24 protein-coding genes, 1 tRNA gene and 1 pseudogene are annotated in these 21,649 nt (G+C 59.8%); 11 read left to right on the forward strand and 15 right to left on the reverse strand.

All coding sequences use genetic code 11. From position 1 onward, the window contains the following. Nucleotide 1 precedes the first annotated feature (1 nt). From BFP92_RS24825 to BFP92_RS24840, 4 genes are read left to right on the forward strand one after another with little or no spacing between them, the layout of a single operon-like run. Nucleotides 2-928: a 4-hydroxyproline epimerase gene (locus BFP92_RS24825; protein WP_065931546.1), complete on the forward strand. Its 927-nt coding sequence runs from the start codon at nt 2-4 to the stop codon at nt 926-928. A gap of 38 nt (nt 929-966) precedes the next feature. Then, the gene (locus tag BFP92_RS24830; RefSeq protein ID WP_065931547.1) at nt 967-1,914 is read left to right on the forward strand and encodes a dihydrodipicolinate synthase family protein; all 948 of its coding nucleotides are present in this window, start codon (nt 967-969) and stop codon (nt 1,912-1,914) included. 60 nt (nt 1,915-1,974) lie between these two features. Continuing rightward, nucleotides 1,975-3,546: an aldehyde dehydrogenase (NADP(+)) gene (locus tag BFP92_RS24835; RefSeq protein WP_065931548.1), complete on the forward strand. Its 1,572-nt coding sequence runs from the start codon at nt 1,975-1,977 to the stop codon at nt 3,544-3,546. A 3-nt stretch (nt 3,547-3,549) separates the two neighbouring features. Next, on the forward strand, nt 3,550-4,806 hold the full coding sequence (locus tag BFP92_RS24840) for an NAD(P)/FAD-dependent oxidoreductase (RefSeq protein ID WP_065931549.1): 1,257 nt from the start codon (nt 3,550-3,552) through the stop codon (nt 4,804-4,806). A gap of 60 nt (nt 4,807-4,866) precedes the next feature. Here the strand turns inward: BFP92_RS24840 and BFP92_RS24845 are convergent, their stop codons facing one another. Then, nucleotides 4,867-5,850: a GlxA family transcriptional regulator gene (locus BFP92_RS24845; RefSeq protein WP_058420401.1), complete on the reverse strand. Its 984-nt coding sequence runs from the start codon at nt 5,848-5,850 to the stop codon at nt 4,867-4,869. A gap of 233 nt (nt 5,851-6,083) precedes the next feature. Here BFP92_RS24845 and BFP92_RS31520 point away from each other — a divergent pair, with 233 nt between their 5' ends. After that, nucleotides 6,084-6,299: a hypothetical protein gene (locus BFP92_RS31520; protein WP_139114119.1), complete on the forward strand. Its 216-nt coding sequence runs from the start codon at nt 6,084-6,086 to the stop codon at nt 6,297-6,299. Nucleotides 6,300-6,308: 9 nt separating this feature from the next. Here BFP92_RS31520 and BFP92_RS24850 read toward each other — a convergent pair whose 3' ends face one another. Then, nucleotides 6,309-6,914 carry a LysE family translocator gene (locus tag BFP92_RS24850; RefSeq protein WP_065931550.1) on the reverse strand — a complete coding sequence of 202 codons (606 nt, stop codon included), beginning with the start codon at nt 6,912-6,914 and terminating at the stop codon, nt 6,309-6,311. A gap of 268 nt (nt 6,915-7,182) precedes the next feature. Between BFP92_RS24850 and BFP92_RS24855 the strand changes: the two genes are divergently transcribed. The 3 genes and pseudogenes from BFP92_RS24855 to BFP92_RS24865 form a co-directional block, all read left to right on the forward strand. Next, complete coding sequence (locus tag BFP92_RS24855) at nt 7,183-7,716, forward strand: GNAT family N-acetyltransferase (protein ID WP_065931551.1); 534 nt, start codon at nt 7,183-7,185, stop codon at nt 7,714-7,716. Between the two features lies 1 nt (nt 7,717). Continuing rightward, nucleotides 7,718-7,969 (forward strand): hypothetical protein, encoded by a 252-nt coding sequence (locus BFP92_RS24860; RefSeq protein WP_065931552.1) that lies wholly within the window; start codon nt 7,718-7,720, stop codon nt 7,967-7,969. 25 nt (nt 7,970-7,994) lie between these two features. Further along, nucleotides 7,995-8,219: pseudogene (locus BFP92_RS24865) on the forward strand (helix-hairpin-helix domain-containing protein); the annotation flags it as partial. 231 nt (nt 8,220-8,450) lie between these two features. Here BFP92_RS24865 and arr read toward each other — a convergent pair. The 7 genes from arr to BFP92_RS24900 form a co-directional block, all read right to left on the reverse strand. Next, nucleotides 8,451-8,867 carry an NAD(+)--rifampin ADP-ribosyltransferase gene (arr, locus tag BFP92_RS24870; protein ID WP_065931553.1) on the reverse strand — a complete coding sequence of 139 codons (417 nt, stop codon included), beginning with the start codon at nt 8,865-8,867 and terminating at the stop codon, nt 8,451-8,453. 171 nt (nt 8,868-9,038) lie between these two features. Then, the gene (locus tag BFP92_RS24875) at nt 9,039-9,674 is read right to left on the reverse strand and encodes a hypothetical protein (protein WP_139114120.1); all 636 of its coding nucleotides are present in this window, start codon (nt 9,672-9,674) and stop codon (nt 9,039-9,041) included. Next, nucleotides 9,622-10,671: a hypothetical protein gene (locus tag BFP92_RS31960; RefSeq protein WP_204839906.1), complete on the reverse strand. Its 1,050-nt coding sequence runs from the start codon at nt 10,669-10,671 to the stop codon at nt 9,622-9,624. Before BFP92_RS31960 ends, BFP92_RS24875 begins: the two co-directional genes overlap by 53 nt. Before the next feature lie 130 nt (nt 10,672-10,801). Next, nucleotides 10,802-11,416, reverse strand: coding sequence for an AcrVA2 family anti-CRISPR protein (locus BFP92_RS24885; RefSeq protein WP_065931555.1), 615 nt, complete (start codon nt 11,414-11,416; stop codon nt 10,802-10,804). Between the two features lie 67 nt (nt 11,417-11,483). Beyond that, nucleotides 11,484-11,909, reverse strand: a complete 426-nt coding sequence (locus BFP92_RS24890; protein ID WP_065931556.1) for a hypothetical protein — start codon at nt 11,907-11,909, stop codon at nt 11,484-11,486. Nucleotides 11,910-12,219: 310 nt separating this feature from the next. Beyond that, nucleotides 12,220-12,293, reverse strand: a tRNA-Cys gene (locus BFP92_RS24895). 212 nt (nt 12,294-12,505) lie between these two features. Next, nucleotides 12,506-14,785, reverse strand: coding sequence for a bifunctional acylase PvdQ (locus BFP92_RS24900; protein WP_065931557.1), 2,280 nt, complete (start codon nt 14,783-14,785; stop codon nt 12,506-12,508). 239 nt (nt 14,786-15,024) lie between these two features. Between BFP92_RS24900 and BFP92_RS24905 the strand changes: the two genes are divergently transcribed. Further along, on the forward strand, nt 15,025-15,402 hold the full coding sequence (locus tag BFP92_RS24905; protein ID WP_065931558.1) for a fe2+ zn2+ uptake regulation protein: 378 nt from the start codon (nt 15,025-15,027) through the stop codon (nt 15,400-15,402). Nucleotides 15,403-15,429: 27 nt separating this feature from the next. On the opposite strand, the gene BFP92_RS24910 is transcribed toward BFP92_RS24905, so the two are convergent. Beyond that, entirely contained in the window at nt 15,430-15,624 is a 195-nt protein-coding gene (locus BFP92_RS24910) for a hypothetical protein (RefSeq protein ID WP_065931559.1), read from the reverse strand. A 172-nt stretch (nt 15,625-15,796) separates the two neighbouring features. On the opposite strand from BFP92_RS24910, the gene BFP92_RS31850 reads away from it, so the two are divergent. Then, nucleotides 15,797-15,934, forward strand: a complete 138-nt coding sequence (locus BFP92_RS31850) for a hypothetical protein (protein WP_162843025.1) — start codon at nt 15,797-15,799, stop codon at nt 15,932-15,934. A gap of 48 nt (nt 15,935-15,982) precedes the next feature. On the opposite strand, the gene BFP92_RS24915 is transcribed toward BFP92_RS31850, so the two are convergent. The 5 genes from BFP92_RS24915 to BFP92_RS24935 are packed head-to-tail and all read right to left on the reverse strand — an operon-like array spanning nt 15,983 to nt 20,387. After that, nucleotides 15,983-16,744, reverse strand: a complete 762-nt coding sequence (locus BFP92_RS24915) for an ABC transporter permease (protein ID WP_065931560.1) — start codon at nt 16,742-16,744, stop codon at nt 15,983-15,985. Next, nucleotides 16,741-17,940 (reverse strand): ABC transporter substrate-binding protein, encoded by a 1,200-nt coding sequence (locus BFP92_RS24920; RefSeq protein ID WP_065931561.1) that lies wholly within the window; start codon nt 17,938-17,940, stop codon nt 16,741-16,743. The genes BFP92_RS24915 and BFP92_RS24920 overlap by 4 nt, the downstream gene beginning before the upstream one ends. Beyond that, nucleotides 17,927-18,730, reverse strand: coding sequence for an ABC transporter ATP-binding protein (locus BFP92_RS24925; protein ID WP_065931562.1), 804 nt, complete (start codon nt 18,728-18,730; stop codon nt 17,927-17,929). The genes BFP92_RS24920 and BFP92_RS24925 overlap by 14 nt, the downstream gene beginning before the upstream one ends. After that, on the reverse strand, nt 18,727-19,788 hold the full coding sequence (locus tag BFP92_RS24930; RefSeq protein ID WP_065931563.1) for an acyl-CoA dehydrogenase family protein: 1,062 nt from the start codon (nt 19,786-19,788) through the stop codon (nt 18,727-18,729). The genes BFP92_RS24925 and BFP92_RS24930 overlap by 4 nt, the downstream gene beginning before the upstream one ends. Before the next feature lie 38 nt (nt 19,789-19,826). Continuing rightward, nucleotides 19,827-20,387 carry a carboxymuconolactone decarboxylase family protein gene (locus BFP92_RS24935; protein ID WP_065931564.1) on the reverse strand — a complete coding sequence of 187 codons (561 nt, stop codon included), beginning with the start codon at nt 20,385-20,387 and terminating at the stop codon, nt 19,827-19,829. A 102-nt stretch (nt 20,388-20,489) separates the two neighbouring features. Between BFP92_RS24935 and BFP92_RS24940 the strand changes: the two genes are divergently transcribed. After that, nucleotides 20,490-21,401 (forward strand): AraC family transcriptional regulator, encoded by a 912-nt coding sequence (locus BFP92_RS24940; RefSeq protein WP_065931565.1) that lies wholly within the window; start codon nt 20,490-20,492, stop codon nt 21,399-21,401. Nucleotides 21,402-21,649: the final 248 nt, after the last annotated feature.

The following is a 21,649-nucleotide window of genomic DNA, read 5'->3' on the forward strand; positions in this document are numbered from 1 at the left end:
TATGAAGCGCCTGCATGTTATCGACTCCCACACCGGCGGCGAACCGACGCGCCTGATAATGGACGGCTTCCCTGCGCTCGCCGGCGCAACCATTGCCGAGCAGTTGCACACCTTGCGCAGCGAACACGATCAATGGCGCCGCGCCTGCCTGCTGGAGCCGCGTGGCAATGACGTGCTGGTCGGTGCGCTGTACTGCGCGCCGGTCACGCCCGGCGCCACCTGCGGGGTGATCTTCTTCAACAATGCCGGCTATCTGGGCATGTGCGGCCACGGCACCATCGGCCTGGTTGCCTCCTTGCACCACCTGGGCCGCATTGGGCCTGGCGTGCACACCATCGACACGCCGGTGGGTCCGGTAGCGGCCACCTTGCACGACGACGGCGCCGTGACCTTGCGCAACGTGCCCGCCTACCGGCATCGCCATCAGGTGCCGGTGGACGTGCCGGGCTATGGCGTGGTGCATGGCGATATCGCCTGGGGCGGCAACTGGTTTTTCCTGGTGTCGCAGCACGGCCACAGGCTGGCGATGGACAACGTCGACACCCTCACCGACTACACCTGGGCGATGCTCAAGGCCCTGGAAACCCAAGGCATTCACGGTGCAGACGGTGCATTGATCGACCATATCGAACTGTTCGCCGACGACGCCCACGCCGACAGCCGCAACTTCGTGATGTGCCCCGGCAAAGCCTACGACCGCTCACCGTGCGGCACCGGCACCAGCGCCAAACTGGCGTGCCTGGCGGCTGACGACAAACTCGCGCCCGGCGCCACCTGGGTACAAGCCAGCATTACCGGCAGCCAATTCGAAGGCCGTTATGAATGGGATGGCGAACGCATTCGCCCCTTCATTACCGGCCGCGCCTACATGACCGCCGACAGCACGTTGCTGATCGACGAACAGGACCCTTTTGCCTGGGGCATCTGAGCCTGGGCCTTATTTAACTGAACGCTGGAGTTAGAACAATGAGCGACAACATCTTCACCGGTTGCATCCCTGCACTGATGACCCCGTGCACGCCTGAACGCACACCGGACTTCGACGCCCTGGTCGCCAAGGGCCGTGAACTGGTCGATATCGGCATGAGCGCCGTGGTGTATTGCGGCTCCATGGGTGACTGGCCGCTGTTGACCGAAGCCGAACGCCAGGAAGGCGTGGCCCGCTTGGTCGCCGCTGGTGTGCCGACCATCGTCGGCACCGGCGCGGTCAACAGCCGTGAAGCGGTGGCCCACGCCGCCCACGCGGCCAAGGTCTGCGCCCATGGCTTGATGGTAATCCCGCGCGTGCTGTCCCGTGGCGCTTCGGCCACCGCGCAAAAGGCGCACTTCTCGGCGATCCTCAAGGCCGCGCCGAACTTGCCGGCAGTGATCTACAACAGCCCGTATTACGGCTTCGCTACCCGCGCAGACCTGTTCTTTGAGCTGCGCCGTGAACACCCTAACCTGATCGGCTTCAAGGAATTTGGCGGCGGCGCCGACCTGCGCTACGCGGCAGAAAACATTACCTCCCAGGACGATGCCGTAACCCTGATGGTCGGCGTCGACACCCAAGTGGTGCACGGTTTCGTCAATTGCAACGCCACCGGCGCCATCACCGGTATTGGTAACGCGCTGCCGCGGGAAGTGCTGCAACTGGTGGCCCTGAGCAAAAAAGCCGCCACAGGCGACGCCAAGGCCCGGCGCCTGGCCCGTGAACTGGAAGCCGCGCTGGCCGTGCTGTCGTCCTTCGACGAGGGTTGCGACCTGGTGCTGTATTACAAGCACTTGATGGTGCTCAACGGCGACCATGGCTACGCCCTGCACTTCAACGAAACCGACGTACTCAGCACCGCCCAACAGCGTTATGCCGAGCACCAGTACGCGTTGTTCCGCCAGTGGTACGCCAACTGGTCGGCTGAACAGAACGTCGCCTGACACCCTCGCGCGCCGCTGTGGTTCTCACAGCGGCCAACCCTCACTTTTCAAGGACTCCCCATGACTCTGACGGGCAAGATGCTGATCGGTCAGCACGCAACTCTCGGCCATCGAGAAGCAATCCAGGCGATTAATCCCGCCACCGACCTGCCCTTGGCGCCTGCCTACCCAGGCGGCGATGGCGAGCACGTCGACCAAGCCTGTGCCTTGGCCTGGGCTGCGTTTGACACCTATCGCGACACCTCACTGGCAGTGCGCGCAGCGTTTCTAGAAGCGATTGCCGACAACATTGAAGCCCTTGGCGATGAACTGATCGAACGCGCCTTAGCCGAAACCGGCCTGCCGCGCGCGCGGATCCAGGGCGAACGCGGCCGCACCTGCGGGCAATTGCGCACATTCGCCCGCACGGTGCGCGCCGGTGAATGGCTGGATGTACGCGTCGACACCGCGCAACCGACGCGTCAGCCATTGCCACGTGCAGACCTGCGCCAGCGGCATATTGCGTTGGGGCCGGTGGCAGTGTTTGGCGCGAGCAATTTCCCCTTGGCCTTCTCCGTGGCGGGCGGCGATACCGCCTCTGCGCTCGCCGCCGGTTGCCCGGTGATCGTCAAGGCCCATGGCGCGCATCCCGGCACCAGTGAACTGGTCGGCCGTGCGCTGGCCAAGGCAGTTCAGGACTGTGGTTTGCCCGACGGGGTGTTTTCGCTGTTGTACGGCTCGGGTCGCGAAGTCGGCATGGCATTGGTCACCGACCCGCGTATCAAAGCCGTGGGGTTTACCGGCTCACGCAGCGGCGGTATCGCCCTGACCCAGGCGGCGCAAGCGCGGCCGGAGCCAATTCCGGTGTATGCGGAAATGAGTTCGATCAACCCGGTGTACCTGTTTCCTGCGGCGTTGCACACGCGTGCAGAGGCGTTGGCCCAGGGTTTTGTCGCCTCGTTGACCCAAGGCGCCGGGCAGTTTTGCACCAACCCTGGCGTGGTGATTGCGGTCGCAGGCCCGGCACTCGAGCGCTTTGTCGCCACGGTGAGTGAATTGCTCCCGGCGTGCGCCGCCCAGACCATGCTGACGCCAGGTATTTTCCAGGCCTATGAAGCGGGCGTCGGCCGCTTGACCGAACACGCCCAAATCGCCGCCCAAGGCATGGCGGCGCAAGGCCCGAATCAAGGCCAGGCACAGCTGTTTGTGGCCCAGGCCAGCGCGTTTTTAAGCAATGAGCATCTGCAAGCGGAAGTCTTCGGCGCGGCCTCCCTGGTGGTGGTGTGTGCCGACGACGAGCAAGTGCGTCAGGTTTCCGAGCATTTGGAAGGCCAATTGACCGCCACACTGCACCTGGACGACGCTGACCTGGCACGCGCCCAAGCCCTGCTGCCGGTATTGGAACGCAAGGCCGGGCGCCTGCTGGTCAACGGCTGGCCGACCGGTGTGGAAGTGTGCGATGCCATGGTCCACGGCGGCCCGTTCCCGGCCACCAGCGACTCACGCAGCACCTCGGTCGGCACCGCAGCGATCCTGCGCTTTCTGCGCCCGGTGTGTTACCAGGACTTCCCGGACAGCTTGCTGCCCGCTGCGCTGCAACACGCCAACCCGCTGCTGTTGCGGCGCTTGCTCGACGGCCACAGAGAGGCCTGAACCATGAGTGACAGCAACCGTGCTGATATCGCTGTGATCGGCGCCGGCATCATTGGCGTCGCCTGCGCCCTGCAATTGGCCCGGCAAGGCCAGCGCGTGGTGGTTATCGACCCACAGGCGCCGGGCATGGGCGCCTCCTATGGCAACGCCGGGCATTTGGCCACCGAGCAAGTGTTCCCGATTGCCGACGTGTCGATCCTCAAGCGCCTGCCCGCCATGCTGATGGACCCCATGGGCCCGCTGCGCCTGGACTGGAAGTACCTGCCACGCGCCCTGCCCTGGTTTGCACGGCTGTTGCTCAACCTGCGCCCGGCAAGCTACCGGCGCACCGTGGCGGGCATTCGTGCACTGAACGAGGCCAGCCTGGGCGCGTGGCAACGGCTGCTGCTGTCCATTGAGCAGCCGCAGCTGTTGCATACGGACGGTTCGTTGTTAGTGTTCGAGCGTGCTGAGTCCGGGGAAGCCATCGACGCGTTGCGTCAACGCATGCAGCAGCAGCATGTGCCGGTGGAATTCTGGCCCCGCGAGGCCATATGCAAAGCCGCACCGCAACTGAGCGAGGCGATTCAGGGCGGCCTGTTCTTCCCCGCTACAGGGCATTTTATTGATCCGTACAGCGTGGTGGGCGCACTGGTGAGCGCGGCCAAGGCGTGCGGTGTGCAGTTTGTGCAGCAACGCGTACTGGATGGGCGCCTGGACTCAGACGGCGTATCACTGCTGACCGATCAAGGCAGCCTGAGCGCTCGCCAGGTACTGATCGCCTGCGGCGCCCATTCGGCCAAACTCACCGCTGCACTCACCGGCACATCGGTCCCGCTGGACACCGAGCGCGGCTATCACCTGATGCTGCCCCACGAGCACCAGCGCCTGCCCTTTGCCGTGACCTCGTTCGAGCGCAAATTCATCATGACGCCCATGCGCGATGGCTTGCGCCTGGCCGGCACGGTCGAGTTCGCAGGCTTGGCGCGCCCCGCCAATATGCAACGCGCCTGGCAGTTGCACCGCTTGAGCCAGGGCTTGTTTCGTCAGGACTTGAGCACCCGGGACGCAACCCCTTGGATGGGCTTTCGCCCGTCGTTGCCGGACTCGCTGCCGATCATTGATCGGGTGGCGGATGGCAAGGTATTGCTTGCGTTTGGGCATCAGCACTTGGGGTTGACGCAGGCGGCGGTGACGGCGGAGATGGTCGCGCAACTGGCCGCGCCGGGTAAGCGCATGGCGTTGCCGGACCTGGCCCCTTACCGCTTGGCGCGTTTTTAGGCTTTGTGGCGAGCAGGCTTGCCACAGTGACAATCACAGTGACAGTGCTCGCCCCCAACGCTACTTGACCAAGCGCTTCTCTTTGGACGGCCGATAGCCGAAATACGCGCTATAGCACTTACTGAAATGGCTCGGCGACACAAACCCGCACGCCACCAGCACATCCACCTGTGACAGCTCGGTGTGCTGCAACAGGCGCCGCGCCTCGGTGACGCGCAGTTCCATGTAATAGCGTTGCGGCGTGGTGCCCAGTTGCTCCTTGAACAGGCGTTCGAGCTGGCGCCGCGAACGGCCGGCGTACACCGCCAATTGGTCCAGTTCCAAGGGTTCTTCGAGATTGGCGTCCATCAGCTTCACCACTTCACGCAGTGGCGCGCTGACGCTGATGTTCTCTGTGGGTTTGATACGCCGGTAGCGCGACTCTTCAAACGCCAGGATGTCCTCGATGCCTTCGACCAGGGCTTTGCCATGCAGGCTTTTGATCCAGTCCAGGGCCATGTGGAACGCGCCCGATGGGCTGGAGGCCGTAAGGCGATCGCGGTCGATCACGAAGGGTTCGCTGGTGACCTGGGCAGCTTTGGAAACTTCCGACAGCGCCGGCCGATGCTCCGGGTGGATCGCGCAACGATAGCCCTGCAACAGCCCGGCGCGGCCAAGGAACCAGGCGCCGTTCCACAGGCCGGCGAGGCTCACGCCTTGTTCGGCGGCGCTGCGCAACAGCTGGGTGAACTCATCGCCGGCTTTGAGCTCGGTGCGAAAACCACCACAGATCACCAACAAATCCAGGTCTGGCAATGCCGACGCCTCCAGCCGCGCATCCGGGCGGATCACCAGGCCCAGGTCGCTGATGACTTCACCCTCGTCACAGCCGAACGTGCGCGTGGCAAACAGATCGGGGCGTAGCAGGTTGGCAGTGATCAGGGTGTCGAGGGTCTGGGTGAATGCCGGCAGGGAGAAGTGTTCGAGCAGCAAAAAACCGACGCGGGTGACCGGCGACGGCTGTTGGAAGTTTTCATTGAGGTAGCGCAGGTTCTTGCCTTTCATGCCACCGCTGAACTGGCGTCTTTCCATCGAGGCTTGGCCCACTCTTATTATTGATGCAGTGGGCGCTATCTTAGGGGCAAATGCGCCGGCTGTCGTGCCGCATTCCCACGAAGAATAATTCCGCTGCTGCGCGCCGCTCTACTGGCCGCCACCCCGATGAAGGATGCTTGCCTGGTGATAGTCAACAGGGCCTTCAAGCCTGATCTTTACAAAAGCGCCCGCCTCCCAGGCCCTTGGCCTGGCCGCTGCGGGCCCATCTGATACGGTTTTTTCTTTACTATCTGCGTCTGTATCGAAACGCCAGTGAAGCGGACAATGGGCGCCATCCCGACACTCCTGTCGACTCCCTTCCCTTCGGAGGCCTTATGACCAAGATGGCACTTTTCCTGTTCGGTTTTCTGGTGCTGACCATCGGCATCGGCTTGCTGGCAACCATCTCGCCGGTGTGAGGCACTGCTTCACGCAAAAAGCATCGGGTACAACGACAGTACCAACAGCGCCGCCATCGACCCGTTGAATACCCGCAACCAACGCGGGTCGCGCAGCACGTTGCGCAAGCCACTGCCACAGCCCACCCACACGCACACACTGGGCAGGTTGACCACGGCAAATACCAGTGCGATCACCAACACATTGGTCACGTAGCCTTCGGCCGGCGTGTAGGTGGTGATCGCCCCCAGCGCCATGATCCACGCCTTGGGGTTGACCCATTGAAACGCGGCCGCGCCCAGAAAGGTCATGGGTTTGCCACGCTCGTCAGGGTTCTCGGACATGCCGCCAGCCGTGGCGATCTTCCACGCCAGGTAAAGCAAATAGGTCGCGCCCACATAGCGCAAAACCGTGTAGGCCCACGGAAATACCTTGAACACCTCACCCAGGCCCAGACCTACCGAAATCACCAACAGCATGAAGCCGATGCTGATCCCCAGCGCGTGGGGCATCGAACGGCGAAAGCCAAAGTTCACCCCCGAGGCGAGCAACATGGTGTTGTTCGGGCCGGGCGTGATCGAGGACACGAAGGCAAACAGTACAAAAGCGGACAACAGGCTGGTGGACATGAACATGGCGCGGCATCCAAACGGCAGTGGTATGCCTGCGACAGTAGTGGGTTACAGCCCTTGTCGCCCCGTACAGCTAGGGGCGGATCGAGGCGTACACTTTGGCGTTATCGAGCACTTGGCGACAGTGTGCGGCGCTGGCTTGTATGCCTCGACCATCAAAGCCGGAGTTGCGCGGCTGTCGAGCTGTTGGAGGATTTTGCATGGCTGTGTAAGGCGCATGGGTTAGGCTGGAAGCGGTAAGAGGTTCTACGCGCAAAGACCAAGGAAGAGCATGATCACCATTCATAAAGCGACAACAGCTGATATCGAGACGCTGCGCGAGGTCGGCTGCCAGACCTATCGCGAGCATTTTTCGACGTTATGGTCGCCTGCCGGTATGCAGGGTTTTCTTGAGCAGGATTTTTCACCCACTGCGCTGCGCCAGTCAATCGAGCTGCCAGGCAGGCATACGTGGTTTATTGCTTGCGATGAACAAGGCAAAGCCGTCGGGTTTGCCAAAGTGAATTGGGCAGTGCCTGCGCCGTTAACCGGTGAAGTGGGCGCAGAGCTGCAGAAAATCTACCTGCTTAAATCCGCCGCCGGGTTGGGTTACGGCAAGCAACTGTTGCAGTGTGTTCGCGATGAAGTGGCGCAACGTGGTGAACCGTTGCTGTGGCTGGACGTACTTAAAACCAATGCCAAGGCACAGGGCTTTTATGACGCATTCGGATTTCGCCACATGGGCGAAATCCCCTTCAGCACGGACCTTGCCGACATCGGGATGGTCGTCATGGGACTTGAATTGAAACAGCAGGCGCAGCGCTAAAATGGCCGAACTGATAGAGGGCCTCGACGGGCCCAGAACCGCGCAACAAGAACTGTTTTACGACCTTGACGATGCACGGGCAGTTATCGGCTGGTCGGTGGTCGAGCTGACGGCGATGGCCGCGAACGGCAGAACAGCCGATGAAGCGGTGGCCCTGATGAAAATGTGCGCACTGCTGGCTGCGCAGCAGGCAAAGCTTGACGTGTACGCCGAAGAGGTTAAGGCACAGCGTATTGTCCGCGCTGAGGCCTAGCGAGTAATAAAAAAGGAATTTATACATGCCGTTTTCATCGGAAGAAAGAACCGCGTTGCTCGCGCTCAAGGGCGTAGGCCCCACAGTGCTTACACGGCTGGAGCAGTTGGGCATTAACTCATTGGAGGTGCTTGGAAAGTCGGACGTGGGCGACATACTTGCGCAAGCATCGGCAGCAGTCGGGTCGACCTGCTGGAAAAACAGCCCCCAGGCGCGGGCGGCAATTACTGCGGCTGTGGCGCTTGCGAGGGCGACCAAGCCACCCATGCCCACCACTCGCAGCGGAACGATATTATCAGGGGAGCACACGGGCTGGACGATAACGATCCAGGATGACACCACAGGCGAAACCGGAGGCTATTACCTCTACCTGGCCGACGACCAGTTCAACGGTTTCGATGCATGGTTTGAAGCCAGGGAGCCGTTGGAAAGGGAGATTTCTGAACTGGAAGTTCGCTGGGATTAATGTGCTCGAGAGCCGTCAGTCAATGATCACATCCAGACCTTGTGCCTTCAAACGGGCAAGGTTGTCCTTCATCTGCTGCAACCGCTCAGGCGCATGCCCCTGCCACTTCGTCACCTCAGCCACCACCCGCAGCGGCTCCAGCGAGCGATACGACAGCGTTGGGTTGCCGGCAAATTTCTTATCCGTCACGTTGGGGTCGTCCACGATAGGCCCGGTAGGCTCAACTACATAAATCCGCTCTGCCCCCTCGCCCAGCGCCAGCTCCGCGCCCCAGATTGCAGCGTCCAACGTGCCCGCGAAATACACCCAGGACAGTGGCTTGCCCGTTGTGAGGTTGGAGGGGTAGCCGACGCGGATGGTGTCGCCTGGCTCCAGGTCAGCCCGGGTGCCGTGGAAGAACTGGCGGGTGAATACGCCAGCAGTAGTGGACATGGGCTGGTGATCCTTGGAGGAAGGGAGTTGGCTTAATTGTCTAGTCCTGAAATAGGTTTACACCTGTTTCACCCCAACGCCCGATGTATTGCAGGCGTTTTGGACCACCTCAGCGTCAACCCCCTATTTCCAGCTATTTCTCGGCCCCCTATTTCCCGAAATGGCCGGAACTTATAACCGCGACCGGAGGGCTTTTGCGGTTCCTCGGTTCCCCTGCTCGGAGTACAGCGAAAGGTCAGGTAGTCCAGGATCACAGGCTTCAACATTCCAGCGGTCCTGAACAAACTCCAACTTGACCAAGCGTAGCAAGTTGTCGCGATGTTTCAACAGGCAAAAATAGGCCATATAGCCAAAAGTCGGGTCACGGGCGTCGGGCTTATCGACATCGACAAAGGCGGTGTACACCCGGCCCGTTTGCAATGGGATAGGGCCGTGTACGTCCGCCGCCTGCGCAGGTGTTTGGCCATACGTGATACACGACAACAACGACTGCACCGTCCTGGCTTGACCGGTCAAATAAAATGACCAGACCTCTGTGTAGGGAGCGGTTGTGGTGTCACTGACAATCACCGCGCTAAGCTGGATTGGTCCCTTTGAGTAGTCCAGCTCACCAACGCCTGGGGAGAAACACGGACTCTCATTTACCAGCCTCACATCCAGCTCGCCCAGGCGCGAACGGGCCTGCGCTGGATTGTCCGCGCTGCTGATTAGCAGCGCCACCACAATCAGCCACCCCGCCAGTAGCTCGGACAAACTAAACAAACGGGGGTAAGTTATCAGGTGAAGAAGGATCTTTGAGAAAATCACTTAATACATCCTCATACAGCGTTAAGCTGGTTGCGTATTTTTTCATCGACATCGCGGCGGGGGCCGCTTTGAACTTTAAGATAAAATAGTCGGCCAACACATCGCCTTGTGCCTCCATATTAAAATCTCTCAGACGGCGGCCTTCTTTCAGGGTATAGCTATAGTCCAGGCCGAGACGTACTGCGCCGCGGGTTTTAACCGGATAACCTAGCTGATATTGCCAGACATGCACCATTTCATGCATAAACCAATGCAAGACTGAATTGCTGGCTGCGGTGTAGTCCTGCCGATAATGTTTCGGATTAAAGTACAGCTCACCATTCGGAGTCATGGCGGCATCATCAGGTTGCAAACCAAATAATAGATATTCTCTGCCATGAACTTTAACTTTCTCATAATTAACAGCTTTGCCAAACAGTAAGTTGCAGGCGGCTATTTCTGCGCTGGTTAATCCGCGCACGTCATTCTTCAGCACGACCTTTTTCGACGACAGACCAAAGTCTTCCTGCGAGGTCTGCACGGTGCGTAGGCTGACGTTGCGAGCGCTGATGCCCTCTTCTTCCTCCTCTTCCTCTTCCTCAACCCCTACCCCAGCACAGCCCCTGGCGAAGGCGGTGTTCCGGTAAAAGGTGATGTTGTCCAGAGTGGTAGCCGTGTGGCTGCGAATGCGCTCAGTGTAACCGTTGGCATCGGTCGCCCCGCGAATCACCTGTCCGGTGGACAGGGTGAGGCGATAGCGGGTATTCGATAAACACTCATCGATGTCCGAGACAAACTGCAACTGTTCGTCAAAGGTCCGGCAGTGACACATCCATCCCCGGCCCAAGGCATCGTTTAATTCACAACCGTTGCTGATGTTGCGCAACTCACGACCATACACTAGGATTTCTGATACACACGAATACACAATGTCATCAAAACGCTCGGCAAATACGGCACGATGCTTCGTGAACACTTCAAATGTGGTTGTGCAGGAAGTTACTTCGGGACGTTTCACAACACCACTCCTTAGTCCATTAGAGTTCATCACACCAATGAAAGTCCTGGCACCATCACTGATTCAAAACAAGGTCAACTTAATTAGCTAAAAAATTGTGGTTTACCGCATACTAGTCACAAACCTATTATCACTTAGATTTAACGTCGTAGGATTTTTTCTTCGCGAAGACACCCCCCACCACCGTCGGCTCAATGAATATCACTTTTCGTTTAGTCGCACCCACACCGTAGGGCTGCATTCGAAAATGTCCTTTTCTCCAATGCGTTTTTTTTGGCTGGACGTCCCGTGCATGATTGTGACCTAGAGAGCTTTCGTACACAACACTGTCTTCAGGCTTAATAATGATCCGGTCATAAACCTTACGTAGCTTACTTTCATACTTTTTGATTTTTGGTAAAGACTTGAGCGCGACGACCTTCTTCAGCATTTCCTTTTTTTCGTTAAACGCGACATCACGGTATTGCTTGCAATTGATAAACAGCAACACCTTGGCCATATGATTCAGTGCTTCAGAGACATAGTTCATATCCCCAGCAAAGTCTTCATCCGCACCATACCTTTCTTCCACCCGCTTCAATTCCTCCTTGATGGTCAGCGCATTATCCTGAATGTAGAACCCTTGAACTCTCAACGCATCATCTGTGTTATGACTCTTACCGAGCGGAGAGCCTGTAAACATGAGTTCAAGAATTCTTAATGTCTGAGTGGTATCTACCAACGGATGCGCGACATAGCGCTGCATACCTTCGGTTCCGGGGTTCTATTTGCGTCTCGGATATGTAGACGCCCTCAAGTATATGCTCATGCGTCTACTCATTGAATACCCTGAGCGATGAGCTTCTATCTTCGGTAAACTCGATATAACAATTTTTAAACGGAGGCCTCAGGTATGAAATAGGAATATCATCGCCTATCTCAGTTTCTTCAAGAAGTTGATCAATGACATTGGAGGTCGTGAGTATGTTGCCATCCTGATTCTTGAATTTATATGGAAACAGCGTTGAACTCATTATAACGCCGGCCAAATGGTCAGTCGTACTGTTCACCCGAAACGACTCAAAAACGTCAGGACGCGTTGTCGCAAGCACGTTATTCAGAAAGTCGATTGAGCACGTTTCAATATCCAGCGGGCCGAATACCAAATCATAAAACCTGTCTATCGCCTGGGAATTTCGCTCTCCAAACTCAGTACAATTAACCCTTACAGGATGGGGTAATTTATAGGTGATATCCAAATCAGCTTCCTTACTAAAAAAAGATCATAAATCTATCGTATCGTGCTCAGGCACTCTTGGCTTGCCGAGGTAGATTATCTTTCCCTGCGCCGTTGGAAAATTCTACTCTTTAAAAAAAGACCTTTCGTACAGGCTACCTAGCCAAAATCTGAAAGTACGAACGCATCCAAGTTTCTATCACGCAACGACTTCAGGATAAGAAGTCTCCAGCCCAGCGTGAAGCGCTTATACGCGCAACGCTTCGGCATGCCCTTCTTTCCTGCGCCCAATAAAAAACCCCGCAGACGTTAATCTACGGGGCTTCTAAGAGTGGAGGCCGAGGTCGGAATCGAACCGGCGTAGGCGGATTTGCAATCCGCTGCATAACCATTTTGCTACTCGGCCTCAAACGACCAATGCCCTGACTACTGACATTCACCGCATAAAAACTTGAGTGGGCTGTAAAACCCTGCCTCTACTCTAACTTATTGAATACATTGAAGTTTTAAATGCTTCGTTGCGTTCGATGGGCGCCATTATGTACGTATTTGCTTTTACCTGCAACCCCTTGATTTCAAAAATATTTCGTATAGCCATCAAGGGGTTGCGGGCCTGCCCTACTCCTGGATGCGTTGCTGCTGATAGTGCGGGTCGGCCTTGATCTGGGCTTCGGTGAAGGGCAGCGCGCGCAGTTTTTTCTCGGAGAAGGCTTGGGTCTGGTCGTTGGCGTGTTTGGATGCAGGGTTGCTGGATTCGGAGAACGCCAACACGCCCAGCGCCTGGGGGCCTTGGTCGTCGAAGGTGACGATTTGCAAGTAGCTGGTGCCGCTGACGACTTCGCGTTTGCCGTCGGCGCGGGGCACGGTTTGCATGGCGTTGTAGATGCCCAGTTGTTGCGGGCCGCCGTGCAGGGGGGTTTGGCCGCTGACCTGGATGTCGCCCCAGCGCGTGGCCTTGAGTGTATTGACCTCGGCACTGGAGGCCAGCATGGCTTCGCGCAGGGCGTTGGCCACCTCGATGCGGTCGATCGCCAGGCCACGCGGCGTGGTCAAGGGCTGCGCCGAGTCGAAAGGCACGCGCCAGGCGTCGGGGATTTGCTGCAGGTGCTCGACCAGGTTGATGAAGTGCACCAGGCCGATGCCGCTGTCGAGGTTGGCGTGCTGGTCCCAGGCTTTCAGGCTGGTGCACAGCGGTTGCAGAGCGGCGGCGTCGGCGCCGAGGTATTTGGCGCAGAACTCCAGCAGGTCGGGCATGACCTGGCCGGCGAGGTACACCTCGTTGTCCATCACCATATTTTGCAGGTCGGCCACGCTGATCGGTTGCTTCTCCAGGGATTGCAGGCGTTGCACGGCAAAACGTGCGCGGGGGCCGAGGCCGATGTGGTCCTGGCTGATCACCGGGGAGAAGCCGGTGAGTGGCGCCTTGGGATTGGCCAGCCACGCCGAGTCGTTGGAGTGTTGCACGTAGTCGGTGCGCTGCAGTTGCGGCAGTTGGTCGGCCGCGAAGATGCCGGGCTGCGCCGCACGCGGGTCAACCTCCCAGGCACAGGCGCTGTGGGCGCCGTCGAGCAGGATCATTTGCAGGCCGGCGCGTGGGTCGCTGCATTGCGCCAGTTTGGCGGCGCTGACGTTGGGCACCACCGACAGGTTCATGTACAGGCTCTGGCCCTGGTCGTCGGCGGCCACGGTATTGACCCACGGTATGCCTTGCAGGGTGTGCACCGAGGTTTGCAGTTCTTTAAGGCTGGTCGCGCGGTTCATCGCGTACCACTGCTGCAACACGCGGTCGTTACCCAGGTTGGCGTCGCGCAGGCTGAAGGCGTAGTGGCTGTCCCAGTCGAGTTTGCCGGGCCATTGCACCACCGGGCCGAACTGCGAACTGTAGACCGTATGGCTCACCACTTTGAGGCTGCCGTCTGGCTGTTTGACTTGCACCTTTACTGAAGTTTGATCCAGGGGAACGGATTTCCCGTCCAGCAGATAATGGGTGGAATCCTTGGGATCGAGGGTCAGCCGATACAGGGTGAAATGCTTGGACGTGTCCACCGTGTGGGTCCAGGCCACGTGCTGGTTAAAGCCGATATTGATCACCGGTAAACCCGGCAGTGCTGCGCCCATCACGTCCAGTTGGCCCGGAATGGTCAGGTGCATCTCATAAAAACGCATGCCACCGACCCACGGAAAATGCGGATTGGCCAGCAGCATGCCACGGCCATTAAACGAACGATCACGGCCCACGGCCACGGCGTTGCTGCCACGGTCGAGGCTGAAGCGTTGCTGATTGGCTGCGGCCAGTTCAAAGTCCTTCATGCTCGACGGCACAGCGGCAGTGGCGTTAGGCGGCGTGGCGCCGACCAGGGCTTCAGCGAATTGGCCGACACCGCCTTCCACCAGCAGCCTGCGCGTCAGCTTGACCACGTCTTGCGCTACCAGCGGGCGCACCCACGTGGCGGGGCACTGGGTCGGCGCGCCCTGCTCTTTCAGATAACGGTTGTAGCCGGCGACATAGCCTTCGATGCGCTGCTGCATCTGCGGGGTTTGCGCCTTCCAGAATGCGGCAACGGCCTGGGGCGTATTCAGCCACTTGAAAAACACATCACTGGCCAGGTTGTTGCGCTCTTCGAGGGTCGCCTGGTCCGGGCCGAAAAACCGCGCACGCTCGCCGTTCACCGTGACCACTTCATTGGCCAGCAGGCACAGGTTGTCTTGCGCGTACGCGTAACCAATACCGTAGCCCAGGCCACGCTCATCATTAGCCCGGATGTGCGGGACGCCGAAGCTGGTGCGACGGATATCTGCAGCAGCCTGTGTCACCTGTTCACGCGCTGAAGCATTCAGGCACAGCCCCAGCAACAGCCCTGCCACGCACGCCTTGGACAACCGGTTGGAAATAATCACGCAAGCTCCACAGTCAAATTGAACACCCTTACAAGGGGCAACGACCCCACCGTAAGAACGCAGGCAACCGGGAATAATTTAGCCGCTGCGGGTGTTTATTAAACGGCAGTTGAAGTGTGACAAAGCGGATACCGACAAAATTTCTACATCCGGGACTTCATGATTTCGCTCGCTCGTTCGTCTTATTCAAATAAGAGCGCCATCATTTTCCTGATCAGGCTCTGATAAGGAGTTTTTGCATGTACAACCCGCAATCGCCCATGGATGGACATTCACCGGCTGCCGACGCCAATTACGGCGGCAGCGCACAAGCATTCGGCAAAGCGCCGGAGCACGGCAACCAGCGTATCCGCCATTTGCTCAAGTGCTTCGGTTTGCGCACCAGCCTGATCCGGCTGAAGGTCATTGATGCCCTGCTCACCGCCGCCGACAACCAGCGCACACTGGGCGTGCGCGGCGTGCACAGCCATTTGCTGGAGCTGGGCATCCCGCTGTCGTTTCTCAGCGTGCGTGAGGTGCTCAAGCGCCTGTGCAGCGAGGGCGTGATCACCCTCAATGCCGATAAAAGCTACAGCCTCCATGCAGAGGCTGCCAAAGTGCTGGACGGTCGCGCCTGACGCTTTGGCCTGGCGCTCCAGCAGGCATCAGAAGTGAGGTTTGACCTTGCGCCGCATGATGCCGTTGATCACCACCACCACGACGGCAATCGCAATCGCCAGGTACTGGAACGTTTTTTCGCTGATCACGCCGGTGTTCTGCAGATAAGACAGGCCAAACATCGACGCCAGTACTGCCAGGGCGATCAGAATCGAATATTTCAAACGTTGCTTTTGGGTCATGACGGGTTCCTGAACCTTAAGAATGTATCCACTTTGTACCGCCGAGCATGCCAAGCACATACCCGGTTACGGGGATGGCACGGGTTCGGCAGGGTCATATGTTACAGGCGCTGAGAAATTTTGGCTTGTTCCGCGCCGGTTTGAACCTGTCGGTACTTTAGAGGATTTGAAAATGCTCCGTCGAATCACATTGCTGATTCCATTGCTGATCATGCTGACCATGAGCGGCTGCTTCTTTTTCCCACGCGGCGGCGGTGGCGGCTGGCACGACCACCGCTACGATGGCGGCCCTGGCTACGAGCGTCGCTGATACCGGGCGCCTCTCGCTTTCCAGGATGGAAGACGAGAGGCGCGCCATTCAACCAGCATGCACCCAGCGCTGATGCAACCACCGCGCACACCCATCCAGCGCAAACCCCAGCAACCCGATCACCACCACCATCGCCATCAACTCCGAATACGCCAGCCGATCGCGGGTGTCGAGGATGTAATAGCCCAGCCCCGCACTGACCCCGAGCATCTCGCACGGCACCAGCACGATCCACAAGATGCCGATGGCCAGGCGCACGCCGGTCAGCACATGCCCGACGACGCCGGGAATGATCACCCGACGCAGGGTTTCCCAGCGCGTGGCGCTCAGGCTTTTACTCAGTTGCAACCAACGCGGGTCCAACTGGCGTACGCCCGCGGCGGTGTTGAGCATGATCGGCCACACCGCGGCAAACGCCAGCAGGAAGTAGATGGGCTGGTCGCCCACGCCCATCAGCATCACCACAATGGGCATCCAGGACAGTGGCGATATCATCCGCAGAAACTGGAACGCCGGTGTGGTGGCCGCCTCCAGGTTGCGCGAACTGCCCACCAGCAGCCCCAATGGCACACCGACCAACAAGGCCAGCAACAGCCCGACGAAAATACGCTTCAAGCTCACGGCGATGTGCAAGTAGAACTCGCTGCGCCCCAGCAACTCCCACAGGCTGCTGGCGGTTGCTGCGAGCGAAAAGCGCGCCGATAAACCCTCGGCGTCGCCAAACACCTTCACGCCCAACCACCACAGCAGCAACAAGCCCGCCAAACCACTCAGCCCCAGACACCAGCCAGGGATTCTGCCGTTGTTCAAACGCCGATCTCCTCATGCCGTTCATAACCGTCGGGCAAGCCGAAGGTTTTCATGCCGCCCACGGATTCGATGGCATTGCGCACAAAGCGGTCGTCCACCAGGTCCTTGGCCACGAAGGCTGGGTCCAGGTCGGCGAGGAATTTTTTGTCGCCTTCGATCAAGGTGTCCTTCAGGCGTCGCACCAACTCCTCGGTGTAGCTGGGGAATGGGTACGGTTGGAAGTCGATGCGATGCTCGTCCCAATTGGCGTGCCGGATCGCGCCGTCGGCCAGGTACGCGGCACGGTCGGCGGCGGCCGGGGCCAAGACCTTGCTCAACACCGGCTCGGCATGCGGCGTATAGCGGTTGGGGCCGTCCTTGGACAAGAGCTTGACCGCCTCTTCGCGGTTATCACGGGTCCACACCTGCGCCTTGACGATGGCGTTGACCACCTTCTGCGACCACTCCGGGCGGTTGGTCAGGTCATGTTCGTGCATGAACACCACGCAGCACGCGTGATTGCGCCACACATCGCCGGTAAAGCGCTGCACGCGGCCGACCTTGAGGTTCTCTGCCAGGGCGTTGAACGGCTCGGCGACGATATAGCCATCGATGCGCTTGCTGGCCAATGCAGGCGGCATGTCCGACGGCGGCAACACGATCAGGTTGACCTCATTGGCCGCAATCGCAGAGCCGGCGGCACGCGCCACGGGCGTAAGGCCATTGTCGCGGAACAGTTGCTGCACCACCACGTTGTGGATCGAGTACCAGAACGGAATCGCCACCGACTTGCCGCCCAATTGCTTCACATCGGTAATGCCTGGCGACACGGTCAGGCCCGAACCGCCGACATGGTTCCAGGCCACGACCTTGGCCGGTACCTTGCTGCCGTAGCGCGCCCAAACCGTCATCGGCGACAGCAGGTGAATCACGTTGACCTGCCCGGAAATAAACGCCTCGATGACCTGCGCCCAACTGCGCAACAGCACCGGGCGCTCGGCCTTGATGCCTTCGGCCTCGAACAAGCCGTTGTTATGCGCGACCAGCAAGGGCGTGGCGTCGGTGATCGGTAAATAGCCGATGCGCACCGGTGCGTCCGGCTCACTGGCGGCGCGGGCCTGCAGGCTGCTGAGCAACGGCAAGGCACCGGCGGCACTGAGCACCGCCGAGAGTTTGAGAAAGTCACGGCGCGAGTGCGTGAGGTCATCCAGACACATGTGAAAACTCCTGTTGAGCAATGGGGTGGGGTTGAGGGCGGCTCGCCTGCCGTAAGGTTTTCAGAATCTCGATACGCAACGCGCCGATGGCTTCAACCTGCTCTTCGCGCGGTTGCGGCAACTCGATGTGCCATTCGCCCAAGGTCCGCGCCGGGCGGTTGCCCAGTAGCAGGATGCGGTCGGACAGCAGCAGCGCTTCGTCAATATCGTGGGTGATCAACACCGCCGCCGACCCTTGCTCGCGGTTGACCTTGAGCAGCAGGTGCTGCATGTCGGCGCGGGTGACCTCATCCAGCGCGCCAAACGGCTCATCCAGCAGCAACACCTGCGGCTGGCGAGCCAGGCAACGGGCCAACGCGGTGCGCTGGGCCATGCCGCCGGACAACTGCGCTGGAAACTGCTGACGCGCATGTTCCAGGCCGACCGCCGCAATGGCGTGGTCGACGCGCTGGCGGCGCGCCTCAGGGCTCAAGTGCGGCTGACGGGCGAAATCCAGGCCGAAGGCGACGTTTTTTTCCAGGTTCAGCCAGGGCAACAGGCTGGGGTCTTGAAACGCCACGGCCACCCGTGGATGCGGCCCGGCCAGTGGCTCGCCCAGCACCTGCACGCTACCGCCCTGGGGCGCCTGCAAACCGGCAAGCACCCGCAGCAAACTGGATTTACCCACGCCGCTGGGGCCGAGGATCGACACCACTTCACCCGCCTGCACTTGCAAGTCAAAGCCTTGCAACACCGGCCCGCTGGCATAGCCCAGGCAAATGCCCTGGGCGTTCAATACCGCCTGACTCATAGGTTGGCCTGGCGGTGCAGCTCGGTGCGCAGTTGCACCAGGCTGGGCGTCACGATCGGCACAAAGGCCGACTCGCGCCAGCGCCGTGCAAAGCCGCTGCCATGGGCGGTGAGGTAGGCTTTGCCGCCGCTGGCTTGCAGTTCCAGTTGCACCGCGCTGGCGGCGGTTTCGGCCAGGGCGATACGCAGTTTGAACAAGGGCACCGGCTCGGCGGCGAAACGCCCGGCGAGCAGGCCGCTTTTCAGTTCTGTGACCAGATGATCCAGGGTTACCCGCAGGGCCTCGAGCTCGTCACGCAGCACCGTACGTGAGGCGCCGAGGTGGTTGGCGACTTCCGCCAGGGAGCGCCGCGCCAGGCCGATGGACATGCCGCACTGCAAGCCCAGGAACGCCGGGCGCACCGCCGGCAGAAACTTGCGCGCATCCTCATGCAGCAACCAGTCGCGGCTCAGCTCCACGCCTTCCAGGCCCAGGGCCGCCGTGTTGCTCGATTGCAGGCCCATCAGCTCCAGGTCACGCGAACGCTGCAGGCCTGCGACCGAATCCGGGATCGCCAGGATAAACGGCGCGCCACCGCCGGCATGCTCGATCGCCGCCGCCGCGACGAAACCGTTCTTGCGCAGGTTGGTCACCCAGTGCAGGCGACCGTTGAGGGTCCAGCCATCATCGGTCGGCTGCGCGCTGATTTGCAGGGTTTCGATGCCGGACAAAAACTTCATCGCGTTCGACAGCCCGGTGGCCCCGGCCAGCTTGCCGCTGAGCAAGTCCGGCAGCAGTTGCTCGCGCAACCGCTCGTTCGGGCTCTGCAACAAATATTCGATAAAAGAGCGCTGGCCCCAACACACAAACGCCGCCGCCAGGGAATGGCTGGCCACATTGGCGATGGCTTCCACCGCGCCGGTCACATCACCGCCCAGCCCGCCCAGCGCCTTGGGCACGCCGATGCTTAATACATTTGACTCTGCCAGCCGTGGCAGCACTTCCTGTGGATCGCAACTGCCCACATCCAGGGCCTGCGCTTGAACATCGAGCCAACGGCTCAAGATTGGGTCAAGCATTCAATTCTCCTTTTCACAGCAGGTGGACAATCGCCGATTCAGCTTGCCGGTTTTTCCCAACGGTACTGCGCCAGTTCCGGGTTCAGCGGGGTACGGGCAAACACGTTAGCGAAGTTGCACAGGGTTGCCAGGCTGACGCCCAAAATAACTTCCAGCGCCTGGCCATCGGTATAGCCGGCGGCGCGGAACGCTTCAAAACCCGCGTCGCTGACATCGCCACGGGTGGCGATCACTTCGCGGGTGAAGGCGGCGAGTGTCTCATAACGGGCGTTGGGCAATTCACCGCGCTGGCGCAAGGCGTCAATCACGTCTTCGGGCAGCTTGGCTTTATTGCGCGCCACGGCGGTGTGGCCGGCCACACAGAAATCGCAGCCGTGGGTGGTGGCGGCAATCAACTGCACCACTTCGCGGTCGGCCAGGCTCAGTTGCGACTTGGCGTTGAGCCCGGACACGGTGATGTAGGTTTCCAGCGCCGCCGGTGCATTGGCCAACACGGCGAGCAGGTTAGGGATGAAACCCGAGGCTTTGAGGGCGTTTTCCAGGAAGGGCTTGGCCGCTTCCGGGGCGGTTTCAGGGGTGAGCAACGGTACACGGGACATGGAGTGGTCTCCTGATGGGGTCTTCACCTAAGTCTGTTGGTTATAAAAAAACGCCTCAATAGGCTAAAGTAGCGATTACTTGCTCTAGAGTCTTTCCGTTAGATGAATTCGTCCAGTGCACTCGTTGATTGGTTATTAGACAGCCTCGAACTCAACACCAGCCTGTTCCATGTCGGCCGCTATTGCGGCGCGTGGCATGCCAGCACCCATGGCCTGGCCAGCGCGAGTTTCCATCTGATTGTGCAGGGCCAATGCTGGTTGCATATTGACGGCGAACCCCTTCCCCAACACCTGAATAATGGTGATGCGGTGTTTCTGCTGCGTGACCTCGAGTATCGGTTGTCTGGCGAGGCGACGGCCGCAGCCGCGCAGCAATGCCCGCGCCGACCGATGCTGGCACTGGACAGCAACGCCGACGATGGCGTCGGCCTGGTCTGCGGTTTTTTTCACTTCCATTCCGGTTTGTCGGCAATGATCGTCGACGGCTTGCCCGCCTGGATCATCCTGCGCGCCGGCGACCCATCGCTGACCGCTGCGCGCAACCTCTTCGAATTGATCCTGCAAGAGTGCGAGCGCGTCCCGGCGCCCTCCTCGGCACTGCTCGAACGTCTGTGCCATTTGTTGTTTCTTTATGTGTTGCGTCAGCAGGTCATCGATAACGCCGAACTGGGCGGTTTGGCAGCGCTAGGCAGGCAACCGGCGTTCTCCGAACTGTTGGAGCAATTGATCGCCCGCCCGGCAGACCCATGGACCCTGGAAAGCATGGCCGCCTGCACCGGCTTGTCGCGCTCGGCGTTCTTCAAACGCTTCAGCGAGTTGTGCGGGCAATCGCCGGGGCATGTGCTGTTGATGATGCGCATGCGCCATGCGTGCCGTCTGTTCAAGGAAAACATGACCGTGGCCGATGTGTCGCTGGCCGTGGGTTATCAGTCGGTGGCGGCGTTTACCCGGGCGTTCCACAAGACCACCGGCCAGCAGCCTGGGGCTTATCGCAAAGGGCAATTGCAGAGGTGACGCTGAAGCCACTGAGCGGCGCCATTGCTGGGAACCCCTTTATCCGGAAGCGCCACGTCAGAGCAGTCCTGGCATCTTGTCAGGTGTCTACTTCGCTCAATCGTATGGACGCCCTCCTGTTCAACTCAAGCACCCGCAAGGCCGCCGTCAATTACCTGGCCACTTTGCACCATCGTACCTAAAGCTCCAGCGCACCTAGCCGATAGCCCTACGAAGCTCTAACAAAGCCGCGTCGATAATAACGCTTC

Source organism: Pseudomonas sp. 58 R 3 (genome assembly GCF_900006605.1).
Classification (GTDB): Bacteria; Pseudomonadota; Gammaproteobacteria; order Pseudomonadales; family Pseudomonadaceae; genus Aquipseudomonas; species Aquipseudomonas salomonii.